The organism is Pseudonocardia sp. TMWB2A (genome assembly GCF_017312135.1).
Genome location: NZ_QKQY01000002.1, coordinates 1,463,869 through 1,478,071 on the forward strand (window position 1 = coordinate 1,463,869; position 14,203 = coordinate 1,478,071).

The 14,203-nt window shown below is 73.8% G+C and carries 12 protein-coding genes and 1 tRNA gene; 5 read left to right on the plus strand and 8 right to left on the minus strand.

What is annotated here, in order from left to right; translation table 11 throughout:
- Window positions 1-79: 79 nt before the first annotated feature.
- Window positions 80-156, minus strand: a tRNA-Met gene (locus DMP17_RS21315).
- Window positions 157-250: 94 nt separating this feature from the next.
- Window positions 251-3,172, minus strand: coding sequence for a UPF0182 family protein (locus DMP17_RS21320; RefSeq protein ID WP_226355394.1), 2,922 nt, complete (start codon window positions 3,170-3,172; stop codon window positions 251-253).
- A gap of 268 nt (window positions 3,173-3,440) precedes the next feature.
- On the opposite strand from DMP17_RS21320, the gene DMP17_RS21325 reads away from it, so the two are divergent.
- Both DMP17_RS21325 and DMP17_RS21330 read left to right on the plus strand, forming a co-directional pair.
- Window positions 3,441-4,445: a YlbL family protein gene (locus tag DMP17_RS21325; RefSeq protein WP_226367114.1), complete on the plus strand. Its 1,005-nt coding sequence runs from the start codon at window positions 3,441-3,443 to the stop codon at window positions 4,443-4,445.
- A gap of 97 nt (window positions 4,446-4,542) precedes the next feature.
- Entirely contained in the window at window positions 4,543-6,135 is a 1,593-nt protein-coding gene (locus tag DMP17_RS21330) for a zinc-dependent metalloprotease (protein ID WP_337830403.1), read from the plus strand.
- Window positions 6,136-6,142: 7 nt separating this feature from the next.
- On the opposite strand, the gene DMP17_RS21335 is transcribed toward DMP17_RS21330, so the two are convergent.
- A complete protein-coding gene (locus DMP17_RS21335) occupies window positions 6,143-6,784 on the minus strand; it encodes a M48 metallopeptidase family protein (RefSeq protein ID WP_226355391.1) in 642 nt (213 codons plus the stop codon).
- Between the two features lie 91 nt (window positions 6,785-6,875).
- On the opposite strand from DMP17_RS21335, the gene DMP17_RS21340 reads away from it, so the two are divergent.
- Window positions 6,876-7,826: a hypothetical protein gene (locus DMP17_RS21340; RefSeq protein WP_226355390.1), complete on the plus strand. Its 951-nt coding sequence runs from the start codon at window positions 6,876-6,878 to the stop codon at window positions 7,824-7,826.
- Complete coding sequence (locus DMP17_RS21345; protein WP_337830404.1) at window positions 7,823-9,154, plus strand: ABC1 kinase family protein; 1,332 nt, start codon at window positions 7,823-7,825, stop codon at window positions 9,152-9,154. The genes DMP17_RS21340 and DMP17_RS21345 overlap by 4 nt, the downstream gene beginning before the upstream one ends.
- A 123-nt stretch (window positions 9,155-9,277) precedes the next feature.
- On the opposite strand, the gene DMP17_RS21350 is transcribed toward DMP17_RS21345, so the two are convergent.
- A complete protein-coding gene (locus DMP17_RS21350; protein ID WP_337830405.1) occupies window positions 9,278-10,000 on the minus strand; it encodes a TetR/AcrR family transcriptional regulator in 723 nt (240 codons plus the stop codon).
- 77 nt (window positions 10,001-10,077) lie between these two features.
- On the opposite strand from DMP17_RS21350, the gene DMP17_RS21355 reads away from it, so the two are divergent.
- Entirely contained in the window at window positions 10,078-10,494 is a 417-nt protein-coding gene (locus DMP17_RS21355) for a VOC family protein (RefSeq protein ID WP_337830406.1), read from the plus strand.
- Between the two features lie 146 nt (window positions 10,495-10,640).
- On the opposite strand, the gene DMP17_RS21360 is transcribed toward DMP17_RS21355, so the two are convergent.
- The 4 genes from DMP17_RS21360 to DMP17_RS21375 all read right to left on the minus strand — a co-directional run bounded on the left by DMP17_RS21360 (window position 10,641) and on the right by DMP17_RS21375 (window position 14,028).
- Window positions 10,641-10,889, minus strand: a complete 249-nt coding sequence (locus DMP17_RS21360; protein WP_226355387.1) for a hypothetical protein — start codon at window positions 10,887-10,889, stop codon at window positions 10,641-10,643.
- 67 nt (window positions 10,890-10,956) lie between these two features.
- Entirely contained in the window at window positions 10,957-11,295 is a 339-nt protein-coding gene (locus DMP17_RS21365) for a WhiB family transcriptional regulator (RefSeq protein ID WP_337832708.1), read from the minus strand.
- 190 nt (window positions 11,296-11,485) lie between these two features.
- Window positions 11,486-11,779 (minus strand): hypothetical protein, encoded by a 294-nt coding sequence (locus tag DMP17_RS21370; RefSeq protein ID WP_337830407.1) that lies wholly within the window; start codon window positions 11,777-11,779, stop codon window positions 11,486-11,488.
- Window positions 11,780-11,931: 152 nt separating this feature from the next.
- On the minus strand, window positions 11,932-14,028 hold the full coding sequence (locus tag DMP17_RS21375; RefSeq protein WP_308215867.1) for an ATP-dependent DNA helicase UvrD2: 2,097 nt from the start codon (window positions 14,026-14,028) through the stop codon (window positions 11,932-11,934).
- Window positions 14,029-14,203 lie beyond the last annotated feature (175 nt).

Below are 14,203 nucleotides of genomic sequence, written 5' to 3' on the forward strand. Positions count from 1 at the left end.
CAGGGGGGTCGCTCCCGGCGACCGGGCCGGAACCGGCGAAAGACGAAGGCCCCCAGGAGATCCTGGGGGCCTTCGTGGATGGTAGCGGGGGCAGGATTCGAACCTGCGACCTCTGGGTTATGAGCCCAGCGAGCTACCGAGCTGCTCCACCCCGCGCCGAACGGAACCGCGTGCATTCCGTCTGTGTTGTAGGCACAACCTTACACACCGGGCCGGACCCCACCCGCAGGGGGGTCCGGCCCGACGATGATCAGCCGCCGGCGCCCTGGAACGCCGCGACCGCGCGGTCCAGCGCGGCCAGCGCCTCGCCCTGCTTGGCGAAGTCACCGGACTGCTGGGCCGCCTTGAGCTCGTTCAGCGCCGCACGGATCTGCTGCGCCGCGGTCGCCTGCGCCGCGTTGGGCGCCGCCGGGGTCTGGGCGCCCTGGCCGTTCGGCGTGGTCGGCGTCGTGGGCGTCGTCGGCTGGGCGGGCTGCCCGGTGGTCGGGGCGGCACCGCCCGCGGCGGCACCGGCTCCGGCGCCGAACACCTCGTCGAGGGCCCGGGACAGGCTCGCGTCGTAGCCGAGCCGGTCGCCGTAGAACACCAGGACGCGGGCCAGCTGCGGGTAGGTCGAGTTGTCCTGACCGCCCGCCCGCTCGATGTAGACCGGCTCGACGTAGAGCAGACCACCGGCCACCGGCAGCGTCAGCAGGTTGCCGTAGTCGATCGTGGTCTGGTTCTGCCGCAGCAGGTTCAGCTCGGAGGACACCTCGGGCGAGCCGAGGAACCGGGCCTGGACCTGCTGCGGGCCGAGCGTCTGGGTCTCGTTCGGCAGCTGCAGCACGGTCAGCTTCCCGTAGGTGTCCGGGTCCGAGCTGGCCGAGACGTACGAGGCGAGGAACTGCCGCCGCAGGCTCACCAGCGCGCTGGTGAGCTGGAACGACGCGCCCTCCTGCCCCGGCAGACCCGCGTAGATGTAGTACGGCGGCTGCGCGTCCTGGCTGCCGCCGTTGCCGCCCTGCACGGTCGGGTCGGACGGGACGTCCCAGAACGACACGGTGGAGAAGAACTCGTTCGGGTCGTCGACGTGGTAGCGGGTCAGCAGCTCACGCTGGACCTTGAACTGGTCCTCCGGGTAGCGCAGGTGGGCCTGCAGGTCCGGGGTGATCGCCGAGCGCGGCTCGACCGTGCCCGGGAACGCCTTCTCCCAGGTCTGGAGCACCGGGTCGGACTCGTCGAAGGCGAAGAGCTTCACGGTGCCGTCGTAGGCGTCGACCGTGGCCTTCACCGAGTTGCGCAGGTAGCTGATCGTGTCGTTCGGCAGCTGCTGACCGTTGGGCCCGAGCCGGGAGTCCGACGTGGCGTCACCCAGCTGCACGCGCTCGGCGTAGGGGAAGTTCTGCAGCGTGGTGTAGCCGTCGACGATCCACTGCACACGCCCGTCGACGACGGCCGGGTACGGGTCGTTGTCCAGCGTCAGCCACGGGGCCACCGCCTGCACGCGGTCCCGCGGGTTCCGGACGTACATGATCTTCGAGTCGGGGTTGATCGAGTTGTTGAACAGGATGTTCCGCTCGCCGTAGGCCAGCGCGAACACCGAGCGGTTGAACAGCCCGCCGATCGGGACGCCGCCGGCACCGGTATAGGTGTACTGCGCCTCGTCGGAGTCGTACTCCCGCGGCGCGGTACCCGGCTCGGCACCGACGATCGAGTACTGGTTGTCGAGCAGCTCGCCGTAGTAGATGCGGGGCTGCTGGACGGGCACGAAGCCCTGCTGCTGGGTGTCGGAGACCTGGAAGTTCGGCAGGCCGCCGGAGCCGCCCGCGTCCTCCAGCGCCTCGTTCACCTGGTTCGCCGGCGCGGCCACGATCCCGTTGCCGTGGGTGTAGACCAGGTGCCGGTTGATCCAGTCCTGCTGGTTGTTGACCAGGCCGTTGGCGTTCATCTCGCGCGCCGCGACGACGTAGTCGCGGGTCTGCCCGTCGACGGTGTAGCGGTCGATGTCCAGGTTGGGCGAGAACCCGTAGAAGTTCCGTCGCTGCTGGAGCTGGGTGAACGTGCGGTTGAGCTTGCCCGGGTCGAGCAGCCGGATGTTGGGGATGGTGTCGGTGTCGGCGCGGACCTGGGCCGGCGTCGCCTCGGACGTGCCCGCGTAGGGCTTGATGTCGACCTTGTCCGGCCCGATGCCGAAGGCGTCCCGGGTCGCCGCGATGTTGCGTTCGATCGACGGGGCCTCGTTGACGTTCGCGTTGGGCGCGACGACGAACTGCTGCAGCACCAGCGGGAACGCCGTGCCGACCAGGATCGAGGAGACCACCAGCATGACCACGGCGACGGCCGGGATCTGCAGGTTCTGGCGGAACGCGGCGACGAAGAACGCCAGCGCGCAGATCACCGCGATGACCAGCAGGATCAGCTTGGCCGGCAGGACCGCGTTGAGGTCGGTGTAGGTGGCGCCGTAGAACGTCTGCGCGTTGCGGTTGGACCACAGCAGGTCGTACCGGTCGAACCAGTAGGCGACGGCCTTGAGCAGCACGAACACCCCGGCGAGCACGGCGAGCTGGGCGCGCGCGGCGGTGGAGACGAAGCCGGAGCGGCCGGACAGCCGGATGCCGCCGAAGATGTAGTGGGTCACCAGCGCGAGCACGAAGCAGATCGCGACGGCGACGAACAGCCAGTTCAGGCTCATCCGCAGGAACGGCAGGGTGAAGGCGTAGAACCCGATGTCGTTGCCGAACTCGGGATCGGCGCGGCCGAACGGGGTGCCGTGCAGGAACATCTGCACGGTCTGCCACTGCGTCGGCGCCGCGAGCCCGGCGATCAGCCCGATCACGACCGGCACGCCGACGGCGAACAGGCGCAGCCGCTGGATGATCGTGGTCCGGTAGCGCGCGACCGGGTCCTCGGGGCCGGACACCGGCACGAAGACCGGGCGGTACCGGTAGGCCAGCCACAGCGTCAGCGCGACCAGGCCGCCCACCACCAGGGCCACGACCCCGAAGAGCACGATCTGGGTGAACAGCCGGGTGAGCTGGACGCTCCGGAAACCGACCTCGCCGAACCACAGGTAGTCGACGTAGAAGTTCAACAGCCGTGAGCCACCGAGCAGAAGCACTACGAGGACGCCCGCGGCGACCAGCAGGATCCGGGTTCGGCGGGTCAGCGACGGCGCTCCCACAGGGGGCCGCATGGACGACACGGGCACACTCCACAGTTCGGGTACGACACGTGGAGAGCGCGGCCGGCTGGGGGGACGGCACGGTTCTCCGAGGGCAACTGTACGGAGGTTCGGTGAAGTCGCGGTCGGGTCCCGGCGTGTCGGGACGAAAACGACACATCGGGCGGCTCTCCATCGGCGCCCCGGCCCGCATCGTCGCAGGACGGACCGGGGTCGGGCGCGCCGTCGTCGTCGCACGATCGTAGGGTTCCGTCCCGTGGGCGTTCGATCTTCGACGTGGGTGACCGCGGTCCTCGTACTGCTGGCCCTCACGGCGGTCGGGACCGTGGTCCCCGCGCCGGTCGTCGCCCTCGGGCCGGGGCCGACCTTCGACACCCTCGGCGAGGTCGAGGGCACGCCCGTCGTCTCCGCGGAGGGCCTGCCGACCTACCCGACGACCGGGCACCTGAACATGACCACCGTCGGCGTCACCGACGGGATCTCGACGCTGCGGGCGCTGGGCATGTGGGCCTCGGGCACCTACCGGCTCGCGCCGCGCTGGTCGCTGTACCCGCCCGGCGAGTCCACCGAGCAGGTCACGCAGGCCAACCAGCAGGAGTTCGACGGCTCGATCGCGAACGCCGAGGCCGCGGCGCTGAACCACCTGCACCTGCCGACCCGGGTCACGGTCGGCGCGCTGACCGACGGCTCGCCGTCGGCGGGGGTGCTGGAGCCCGGCGACGAGATCCGCGCCGTCGGCACCACCCCGGTGACCTCGGTCCAGGGCCTGCTCGACGCCATGGGGACCGCGCGCCCCGGGCAGCCGGTCACCCTCACCATCCGCCGCGGGGACGCCGCACCGCGCCAGGTCACCGTCACCCCGGCCGCCCACCCGGACGACCCGGCGCGGGCCTTCCTGGGCATCACCCCGGCCACCTCCCCCGCCGAGGGGCAGAAGCTGACCATCACCCTGGGCGACGTCGGCGGCCCCTCGGCCGGTCTGATGTTCAGCCTGGCGCTGGTCGACAAGCTGACCCCGGGCCCGCTGACCGGCGGCCGGTTCGTCGCCGGCACCGGCACCATCGACGCCGAGGGCCGGGTCGGGCCGATCAGCGGCATCCGGTTCAAGATGCTGAAGGCCCGCGAGGTCGGTGCGCAGACGTTCCTGGTGCCCGCCGCGAACTGCACCGAGGCCGCCGAGGACGCGCCCGACGGGCTCCAGCTCGTGCGGGTCGGGACCCTCGACGAGGCGGTCGGCGCGCTGACCACCCTCGACACCGGCGGTACGCCCGCCGGCTGCTCGTAGTTCCCCGGTCCGCTCGCAGCGAACACCGCCCCACCAGGCCCGATCCACCGGCTGTCGGGGCGGCGACCACCCCCCGGGCCCGCGTACGGTGGACGCCATGAGCGACGTCCCCTTCGGCTTCGGCCCCGCCGACCGTGACCGCGACCGCGAGCCCGGCGACCAGCCCGACTCGGGTTCCGGCGACGCCTCCGGCAAGGACGGGGGCACGTCGGGCAAGGACGGGAAGGGCGAGCCCGAGGGCCCGAAGGACCCGTTCGGCTTCGGGTCGCACCCCCAGTCCGACGACCCGTCGGGCGCCTCCGGCGGCGCGGGCCAGAACCCGTTCGCGGCGTTCGGCATGGGCGGGATCCCCGGCATGCCGGGCATGCCCGGCGGGGGCCAGTTCGACATGAGCCAGCTCGGGCAGATGCTGTCCCAGCTCGGCCAGATGCTCTCCAGCAGCGGCTCCTCCGACGGCGGCCCCGTCGACTACGACCTCGCCGCCCGGATCGCCACCCAGCAGCTCGCGCAGTCGACGTCGTCGCTCACCGACGCCCAGCGCACCGGGGTCGCCGAGGCCGTGAAGCTCGCGGAGCTGTGGCTCGACCCGGCGACGTCGTTCCCCTCCTCCGGCGGCGAGGTGAAGGCCTGGACGCCGTCGGACTGGGTGCGGGCCGGCATGCCGACCTGGAAGCGGCTCTGCGACCCGGTGGCGACGCGGCTGTCCTCGGCCTGGGTCGAGGGCCTGCCCGAGGAGGTCCGCGGCGCGGCGGGCCCGATGCTGGGGATGCTCGGCAAGATGGGCGGGATGGCGTTCGGCAGCCAGCTCGGCCAGGGCCTGGCCCAGCTCGGCAAGGAGGTGCTGACCTCCACCGAGCTCGGCATCCCGGTCGGCCCGGAGCGCACCTCCGCACTGCTGCCCGAGGCCGTCGCCCGGTTCACGGAGGGCCTGGACCGCCCGGCCGGTGAGGTCACGCTGTTCCTCGCCGCGCGCGAGGCCGCCCACCAGCGGCTGTTCACCCACGTGCACTGGCTGCGCGAGCGGCTGCTCGGCGCCGTCGAGGAGTACGCCCGCGGCATCACCGTGGACACCTCGCGGATCGAGGAGCTCGCCCGCGGGATCGACCCGTCGAACCCGGAGTCGATCCAGGAGGCCATGCAGTCCGGCATGTTCGAGCCGGAGGACACCCCGCAGCAGAAAGCGGCGCTGGCCCGGCTGGAGACCCTGCTCGCCCTGATCGAGGGCTGGGTGGACACCGTCGTCGCCGAGGCGCTGACCGAGCGGCTGCCCGGGGCCGAGGCGATGCGCGAGACGATGCGCCGCCGCCGTGCCTCGGGCGGGCCCGCGGAGCAGGCGTTCGCGACGATCGTCGGGCTGGAGCTGCGGCCGCGGAAGCTGCGGGCCGCGGCGGACCTGTGGAAGCTGCTGGGCGCCGAGCGCGGCGTCGAGGGCCGCGACGCGGTCTGGGCGCACCCGGACCTGATCCCCTCGGCCGACGACCTGGACGACCCGGCCGCCTTCGTGCGCGGCGGAGCGACCGGCGGGGCCGTCCCGGACGACCCGATCGCCGAGCTGGAGCGCCAGATGGCGGCCGACGCCGAGAAGCGGAAGGCCGAGTCGTCCGGGGCCCCGGAGGAGCCCGGGGCCTCGGAGAAGCCCTCCGCGGAGGACACCGACGGCGAGGACGGGACGGACCGGAAGGACTCCTGAGCCCGGCTCAGGTCCCGGTCGCGCGGACCGGCTCCATCCCGGGGCCGGTCCCGCCGAACCCGCCGACCTCACCGTCGGCGTCGGCGACCCCGTCGGTCTCGTCGGCGGTGGCCGGGTCGCCGTCGACACCGGTGATGCCGAGCTCCGCGGCGGCGTTGAGGCCCTCCAGGTAGCCGATGGCCCGCTCGGTGCGCGGGTAGCGGCGCACCCAGGACCAGAAGACGTCGTCGTGCGCGGCGGACAGCAGGTGGGCCAGCTCGTGCACCAGCACGTAGTCGACGACCCAGCCCGGCGCGTCCCGCAGGCGCTCGCTGATCCGGATCGTGGCGTCGTCGGGGGTGCAGGACGCCCAGCGCGTGCGCATCGTCGGCACCCACCGGATCGACGACGGCCGCGCCCGCCCCTCGAGCCAGCGCTTCGACAGCTCCTGGCCGCGGCGCATCAGGGCCTCGTCGTTGTTGCGGCCCGGTGAGCGGCGGCGGGCCTCGCTCGCCTCGACCCGCTTCACCATCTCCGCGACCCAGTCGCGTTCCTGTTCGGCGGACATCCAGCCCGGGATGAACACGACGAGCCGTTCCCCCTCCCGCCGGGCACTGACCATGCGCTTCCGGCGGGCGCTGCGTCGGACCTCTACCGGGGGACTCGCCATGGCCCCAGGGTAGGCCGCCCCGGTTCGCGGATGCGAACGGCGCGGACGCGTTCCGGCCCCGTCGCCGCACGGACCGGGCACCGTGGCGCCGGTGACCGGACTGCCCGCACGGCTCGCGCTCGCCGCCCACCTCGCCGTCCTCCCGGCTGGGCCCCGCGCCCGCCGGATCGGGTCCGGCCCACCACGGGCCCGACTGCTGGAGGAGCTGTCCCCCGCCGCCGTCGCCGCACTGGACCGGCTCGCCGACGGTCCGTGCCCGACCGGTGCGCTCACCCGGGGCGACGACGAGGTCGCGGTGCTGCTCGCCGTCCTGTGGCGGGCCGGGCTGCTCGCCGACCCGGACGTCGAGGACCGGGTCCGGCGGCGCCGGGAGGGCACGCTCGTCGAGGTCCGCGGCGACGGCGCGCTCGCCGTGGCGGTCGTCGCCGGGCTGGCCCGGGCCGGGATCGGACAGCTGTATCCGCAGGTCGGCGGGGTGACGGGCGCAGACGACGTGCTGGCCGGGCTGCCGGTGGGGCCGGGCCGGGACCGCGGGGACGAGCTGCGCGCGTTCCTGCGCGACGCCGGTGCCGACACCGATCCGCCCCGGCGGGTGCCCGCGGACCTGGTGGTGCTCACCGGCGACGGGCCGGTGCCGCCGGAGGCTCCGTCGGAGCACCTGTTCGTGGCCCTGCGCGACGGCCGCGGCGTGGTGGGGCCGCTCGTCCTGCCGGGCCGGGGGCCGTGTCCCGGCTGTGCGGGGGCGCCCGGGGCGGCCGGCGGGCCGTCGTCGGCGGCACCGCACGTGCTGGTCGCGACGGCGGCGGTGGCGGTCGGCCAGGTGCTCGCCGCCGTCGACGGGCCGGTACGCGGCGGCCGGCCGCCCGCGTCGTGGGGAGCGGTGCTGGAGGTCGACGCGGACGCGGCGACGGTCGTCACCCGTCCGGGGTTCCGACGACCCGGTTGTTCCTGCGGCACAGCGGCTGCGGCGGTACCGGACAGCGCACCGGGGCCCACCGCGGCGTGCGGGACTCCCCCGGCCGGGTGGACAATCACCGTGTGAGCGACATTCCCCGAAGAACCGCCTCGCGCACCGCCAAGCTCGCCGGCCTCCCGCTCGGCGTCGCCGGACGTGCCGCAGCAGGGTTCGGGCGCCGTCTCACGGGTGGTGACCGCGACGAGATCGCGGCCCAGCTCGCGGCCAAGAGCGCCGAGCAGCTGTTCGAGGTGCTCGGTGAGCTCAAGGGCGGCGCGATGAAGTTCGGGCAGGCGCTGAGCGTGTTCGAGGCGGCCGTGCCCGACGAGTACGCCGAGCCCTACCGCGAGGCGCTCACCAAGCTGCAGTCCGCGGCGCCACCGATGCCCATGGCCGACGTCGACTACATGCTCACCCAGCAGTTCGGGCGGTCCTGGCGGTCCCGGTTCGCCGACTTCGACGAGACACCCGCCGCCTCGGCCAGCATCGGCCAGGTGCACCGCGCGGTCTGGAAGCGCGACGGCCGCGAGGTCGCGGTCAAGGTGCAGTACCCCGGCGCCGAGGAGGCGCTGCGCTCGGACCTGCGTCAGCTCGGGCGGATGAGCCGCATCCTGCAGCCGCTGGTCCCCGGCATGGAGATCAGGCCGCTGGTCGCGGAGCTCAAGGACCGCATGGAGGAGGAGCTCGACTACCGCGACGAGGCCGCGTACCAGCGCGAGTTCGCCGCGTTCTACGAGGACGACCCGGACGTGAAGATCCCCCGCGTGGTCGGGTCCGCACCCAAGGCCGTCATCACCGAGTGGGTGCAGGGCCGCCCGCTGGCCTCGATCATCCGCGACGGCACCCGCGAGGAGCGCGACCACGCGGGCAACCAGCTGGCCCGTTTCCACTACTCGGCGCCGGACCGCGCGCACCTGCTGCACGCCGACCCGCACCCCGGCAACTTCGGGATCCTCGACGACGGCCGCCTGCTCGTCCTCGACTTCGGTGCCGTCGCCCGGATGCCCGACGGCATGCCCCCCGAGCTGGTCACGATGACCAAGTACGCGCTCGAGGGGCGCAGCGGCGACCTGATGGCCCTGATGCGCTCGGCCGGGTTCGTCCGCGACGGCGCCCGGATCGAGTCCGAGCAGATCCTCGGCTACCTCGCACCCTTCACCGAGCCGCTGGGGTCCGAGGAGTTCCACTTCAGCCGCCGGTGGATCCAGAAGCAGGCCGAGCGGGTCGGTGACCTCCGCAGCCCGGAGGCGGCGATCGGCCGGTCGCTGAACCTGCCCCCACGGTTCCTGCTGGTGCACCGGGTGACGATGGGGACCGTCGGCATCCTGTGCCAGCTCGACTCCCACGTGCGGCTGCGGGAGATCGTCGCCGAGTGGCAGCCGGAGATGTTCGAGCCGGACGCCCCGACCGGCTGACCCCTCCCCTCCGGTACTCCGGTCCTGCGGGACGGGGGTGTCCTGTCGTCGCTTTGCTCTGCTCACCGATACGCAGCAGCGCAGGTCGGCGCCGCGTGCGGGGCTTTCGGGGGCGTCGTGGGGTCAGGGGCGGACGCGGAGCCCGTCGAGCACCCGGTCGAGCGCGGCCCGCGCCGCGGCCCGGTCGTCCTCGCGCTCCCCGGTCCGGTCGTCGTCCCGCCACCCCGTCGTGGGTCCGGTCCGCCGGTCGGTGGTTCCGCGCCGGTCCCGGCCGGTGACACCGGGCCGCTCCCGGTCGGCGCCGGCGCCGGGTCGCTCCCCTGGGCCGTGCCGGGCTCGGCGAGCCACATGGCGAGCTCGTTCATGGCTCCCCGACAGCAGTCGGGCCAGCGGCTCGACCGGCTGCGCCGCCAGCTCCCCGCGCTCGACGAGATCGGCCAGCGCCTCGACGAGGTGCCGCCCCGACGACTCGGCGTCCAGCTCGCGCCAACGCGCCCAGCCCAGCACGGCGGGCCCGTCGACGAGCATGATCCGCGCCGCCGACGGCTCCGTGCTGGCGTCGAGGAACGCCCGGCACCCGGCGACGAGCCGTCCCCACGGGTCGGGCACCGCCTCCGCCGCGTCGACCACCCGGCCCGCGACGCGGCCCGCCACCCGCTCCAGGACCGCGGCGAACAGCGCCGCCTTGCCGTCGACCTGGTGGTAGAGAGCGCCCTTGGTCACCCCGGCCCCGGCGACGACGGCCGGCAGCCCGACCGCGCCGTACCCGTCGCGGGCGAACAGGCGCTCCGCCTCGTCCAGCAGCGCCTCCCGGGTCCGCTCGCGCTGTTCGGACCGAACTCCCATGCCACCTTCCCGATTGACGTACCGATGGTACGTCGATAGCTTTCACATACCGCTGGTATGCGAAACAGGAGGGTGCCGTGCTCCACAGCTGCTACCCGGTCCTCGCGACGGCCGACGTCCCGGCCGCCCGCGCGTTCTGGACCGGGCCGATGGGATTCGAGATCGTCTTCGACACCGACTGGTACGTCAGCCTCCGTCGCGGGCGCTTCGAGCTCGCCGTCCTCGACCGGGACCATCCGACGATCCCGGCGGCGTACCGCGGCCGGTCCGCCGACGGGATGCTGGTGAACCTCGAGGTCGACGACGTCGACGCCGAGTGGGACCGTCTCGTCGTCCGCGGTGGGCTAGAGGCGCTGCTCCCGGTACGCGACGAGGACTTCGGGCAGCGGCACTTCGTCGTCGCCGGGCCGGACGGGGTGCTGGTCGACGTGATCACCGAGATCGCCCCGTCGGCGGAGTTCGCCGACGCCTTCACCGGGTCGTCGGCGCCCTGACCTGGGGTGCTGCGTATCGGTGAGCAGAGCAAAGCGACGAGCAGCCACCCTCTCCCACCGACGGACCGGCAGGTCCCGGACACGACGGTGCCCCGCCCGGACGCGGGGTCCGGACGGGGCACCGATCGCATCGGTCGGCGGCGGGATCAGCCGGCGCGCAGCCGCGCCCGCTCGGCGCGGGAGGCGGCCCAGGCCGCGATCCGGGACCAGCCGCGGCCCGCGGTGAGCCGGCGTGCGAGCCGGTGCTCGGCCGCCGCCCGTTGTGCCTCCTGCTGATGGGATCTCGCCAGCGCTTCCTGGATGAGCGTCATCACGTTCTCCTGGTTCACGAGGTGGGACGAACGGTCGGTGCGGGAAATCGGTCGCACGGCCGGTGCCGGCTTCAGGTCGTTCATGTCTCGGTCTCCTCGGGTCTGGTGGGTCGGCGGCGCCGCGGTGCGCGTCGCGCCGGTACGGCTGTGGTCAGCGGCTCGCGGCCAGGGCCAGGGCCCGGTCGCGCTCCAGGTCGGCCTTGCGGGGACGCCCCCTCGGGCGCTTGCGCGGGATCACCCGACCGTGGTCGAAGATCTCGCCTCCCCACACGCCCCACGGCTCGGCGCGCTCCAGCGCGCCGTCCAGGCAGGCCTGCCGGAGCGGGCAGCCGCCGCAGCGGGACTTCGCCTCCTCCAGCTCGGCCGGGGCCTCGGCGAACCACAGGTCGGCGTCGCCGTTGCGGCAGGGCAGGGCCGAGCCCACGCTCGGCACGGACCGCAGCCGCACCTCGTCGGGTCCGGCGCCGCCGCCGGACTGGTCGGTGATCATTCCGCCGTCACACGGAACGGATCGCACGTACACGATCGACCTCCTCGATCGAACTTCTCTGCATCTGGTCAGACCGGTCTGGTCGGGATCTGTCATCTCTCGGGACGGAATCGGGGACAAAAAAATCGAGGCCGCGGAACCCGTGTGCGTGGGTTCCGCGGCCCCGATGGGACTCGCTGGGTGCTGAGGGTCAGGTACCCCCTCGGCGCCCGGGAACGAACGCAGCTGTGCACTTGTCATCGAAGATCGGGCCGGCGACCGCGACCGGCATGCCGCCCAGCGGGTACACCTCACCCGTGGCGCGGAGCGTCGACGGCGCGAGCAGCGCCACCCCCTGCCGGCGACGACGGACGCCGGACTCCGCGGTGACCGCGATGCCCGCGTGAGCGACGTCGTGCGCGACGACGGTCTGCTCCGGGACGCGCACCGGGGCCGGGACGGACAGGGTGGTGCCGATCAGGTCGCTCGTGTCGATCGTGCCCATCTCGTCACCTCCTCCGGTTCCGTCCGCGGTCTCCCGCGCGACGCGTCTGTGTCGGGAGCATGGCGCTCCACCTGGTGCCGACGACATTAGAAGTGCTGCGCACGGCGCTGCAACCGATTATTCGAAGTCTCGCCGGAAGTTCACGCCGATCCCTACCGAAGAGGGGGTCGCGAACCCTCCGCCGCGTGCTCGGCGAGCACCCGCAGCACGTCGTCGCCGTAGCGGTCCAGCTTGGCCGCGCCGATCCCCGGGATGCCCACCAGGGCCGACGGTCCGGCGGGCCGCTGCTCCGCGATCGCGGTGAGCGTGGCGTCGGTGAGCACGACGAAGCCGGGCACGTCCTGCGCCTTCGCCGCCGCCGACCGCCACTGCTTGAGGCGGTCCAGCAGCTCCAGGTCCACATCGGACGGGCAGTCGTCGCAGCGCAGGAGCTTGGTGGCGGTGGTCCCGAACAGCGGGGTCCCGCAGACGCGGCACTTGGGCCGGGCCCCCCCGGGCCGGCGCTCGCCGGCCACCCGGGACGCCGGGTGCGAGTCCGGGATCAGTCCGTACAGGAACCGCGAGCGGCGTCGCTTCGGCCCGCGCCCGGAGGCCCGGGACAGCGACCACGACATCGACAGCACCCGCCGGGCGCGGGTGACGCCGACGTAGAACAGCCGGCGTTCCTCCTCGACGGCCGCCTCGTCGTCGCCGGCGTGGCCGATGGGGAGGGTGCCGTCGGCGAGTCCGACGAGGAACACCGCGTCCCACTCCAGGCCCTTCGCGGCGTGCAGCGACGCCAGCGTGACGCCGTTGACGACGGGCGCCTGCGCGTGGTCGGCGCGGGTCTCCAGCTCCCCGCACAACCGGCGCAGGTCGGCCTGCGGCTCGACCGCGGCCAGCTCCTCGGCGACGCCGACCAGCGCCAGCAGCGACTCCCACTGCGCGCGCAGCGTCGCACCCTTCGGCGGCTCGTCGGTCAGCCCGGCGCGGGCGGTGAGCACCGCGCGGGTGACGTCGACGAGGTCGGTGCCCGGCCGCTGGTCCGGCGCCGCGGTGCGCAGCGCGAGCATCGCCCGGCGGATCTCGGGCCGGTTGAAGAACCGCTCGCCGCCGCGGATCTGGTAGGGCACGCCGGCGTCGGACAGGGCCTGCTCGAACGCCTCGGACTGGGCGTTGATCCGGAACAGCACCGCGATCTCCGACGGCTCGGTGCCGTCGTTGATCAGGGTCAGGATCCGGCCCGCGACGGCGGCGGCCTCCCCGGCCTCGTCGTCGTGCTCGGAGAAGTCCGGGTCGGGGCCGGGCGGGAGCTGCCCGATGAGCTGCAGCCGGGACCCGGCGGGCCGGTTGCGGGCGGCGCCGATCAGCTGGTTGGCGCAGCCGACGATCTGCGGGGTGGAGCGGTAGTCGCGCTGCAGGCGCACGACCGCGGCGTCGGGGAAGCGGCGCGGGAACTCCAGCAGGTACCGGGGGGAGGCGCCGGCGAAGGTGTAGATCGTCTGGTTGGCGTCGCCGACGACGGTGAGGTCGTCGCGGTCGCCGAGCCAGGCGTCGAGCAGGCGCTGCTGCAGCGGGGTGACGTCCTGGTACTCGTCGACGACGAAGCACCGGTAGCGGGACCGGAACTCCTCGGCGACGCCGCCGTGCTCCTCCAGCGCGATCGCGGTGTGCAGGAGCAGGTCGTCGAAGTCGAGCTGCTCGCTCGCGTTCTTCAGCTCCTCGTACGCGGCGTAGACGGCGGCCACCTGCTCGGCCGGGCCGGGGGTGTCGCGACGACGGCGGGCGACCTCGGCCGCGTAGTCCGACGGGGCGACCAGGGTCGACTTCGCCCACTCGATCTCGGAGGCGAGGTCGCGCAGCGCGTCGGAGTCGGTGCCGGCCCGGGCGCGGGCGGCGGCCTGGCCGACGAGCCGCAGCTTGCCGTCGAGCAACGGCCACGGGCTGCCACCGACCATCTGCGGCCAGAAGTAGCGCAGCTGACGCAGCGCCGCGGCGTGGAAGGTGCGGGCCTGCACCCCGGAGGCGTCGAGCGCGCGCAGCCGGGTGCGCAGTTCCCCCGCGGCGCGGGCGGTGAAGGTGACGGCGAGGACCTGGGTGGCGGCGACGTGGCCCGAGGTCACCAGGTGGGCGATCCGCCGGGTGATCGTGCGGGTCTTACCGGTACCCGCCCCCGCGAGGACGCAGACCGGGCCGCGCGGCGCGTGCACCGCGGCCCGCTGCTCGGGGTCCAGACCGTCCGCGCCGATCGGGGCCGCCGGATCCGGCACGGCGCGGGTCGCACGGGCGGGGCGGGCGGTGGATCGGGACGGCACCCACCCATCCTGACACCCACCCCCGACGGTCACGGGTCGCCCGTCCCGCCCGTCCGGGTGCCGGGCAGGTCACAGCGGGGCGGGAAGAATCCCGCGGGCGGGCCCGTTGCACCCGGTATGGCGGACCTGA

Excerpts from the sequence above, each read along its gene's own strand:
- DMP17_RS21320 (WP_226355394.1), bottom strand. The coding sequence starts at position 3,172 with ATGCGGCCCCCTGTGGGAGCGCCGTCGCTGACCCGCCGAACCCGGATC.
- DMP17_RS21330 (WP_337830403.1), top strand. The coding sequence starts at position 4,543 with ATGAGCGACGTCCCCTTCGGCTTCGGCCCCGCCGACCGTGACCGCGAC.
- DMP17_RS21365 (WP_337832708.1), bottom strand. The coding sequence starts at position 11,295 with ATGATCACCGACCAGTCCGGCGGCGGCGCCGGACCCGACGAGGTGCGG.
- DMP17_RS21335 (WP_226355391.1), bottom strand. The coding sequence starts at position 6,784 with ATGGCGAGTCCCCCGGTAGAGGTCCGACGCAGCGCCCGCCGGAAGCGC.
- DMP17_RS21360 (WP_226355387.1), bottom strand. The coding sequence starts at position 10,889 with ATGAACGACCTGAAGCCGGCACCGGCCGTGCGACCGATTTCCCGCACC.
- DMP17_RS21370 (WP_337830407.1), bottom strand. The coding sequence starts at position 11,779 with ATGGGCACGATCGACACGAGCGACCTGATCGGCACCACCCTGTCCGTC.
- DMP17_RS21350 (WP_337830405.1), bottom strand. The coding sequence starts at position 10,000 with ATGGGAGTTCGGTCCGAACAGCGCGAGCGGACCCGGGAGGCGCTGCTG.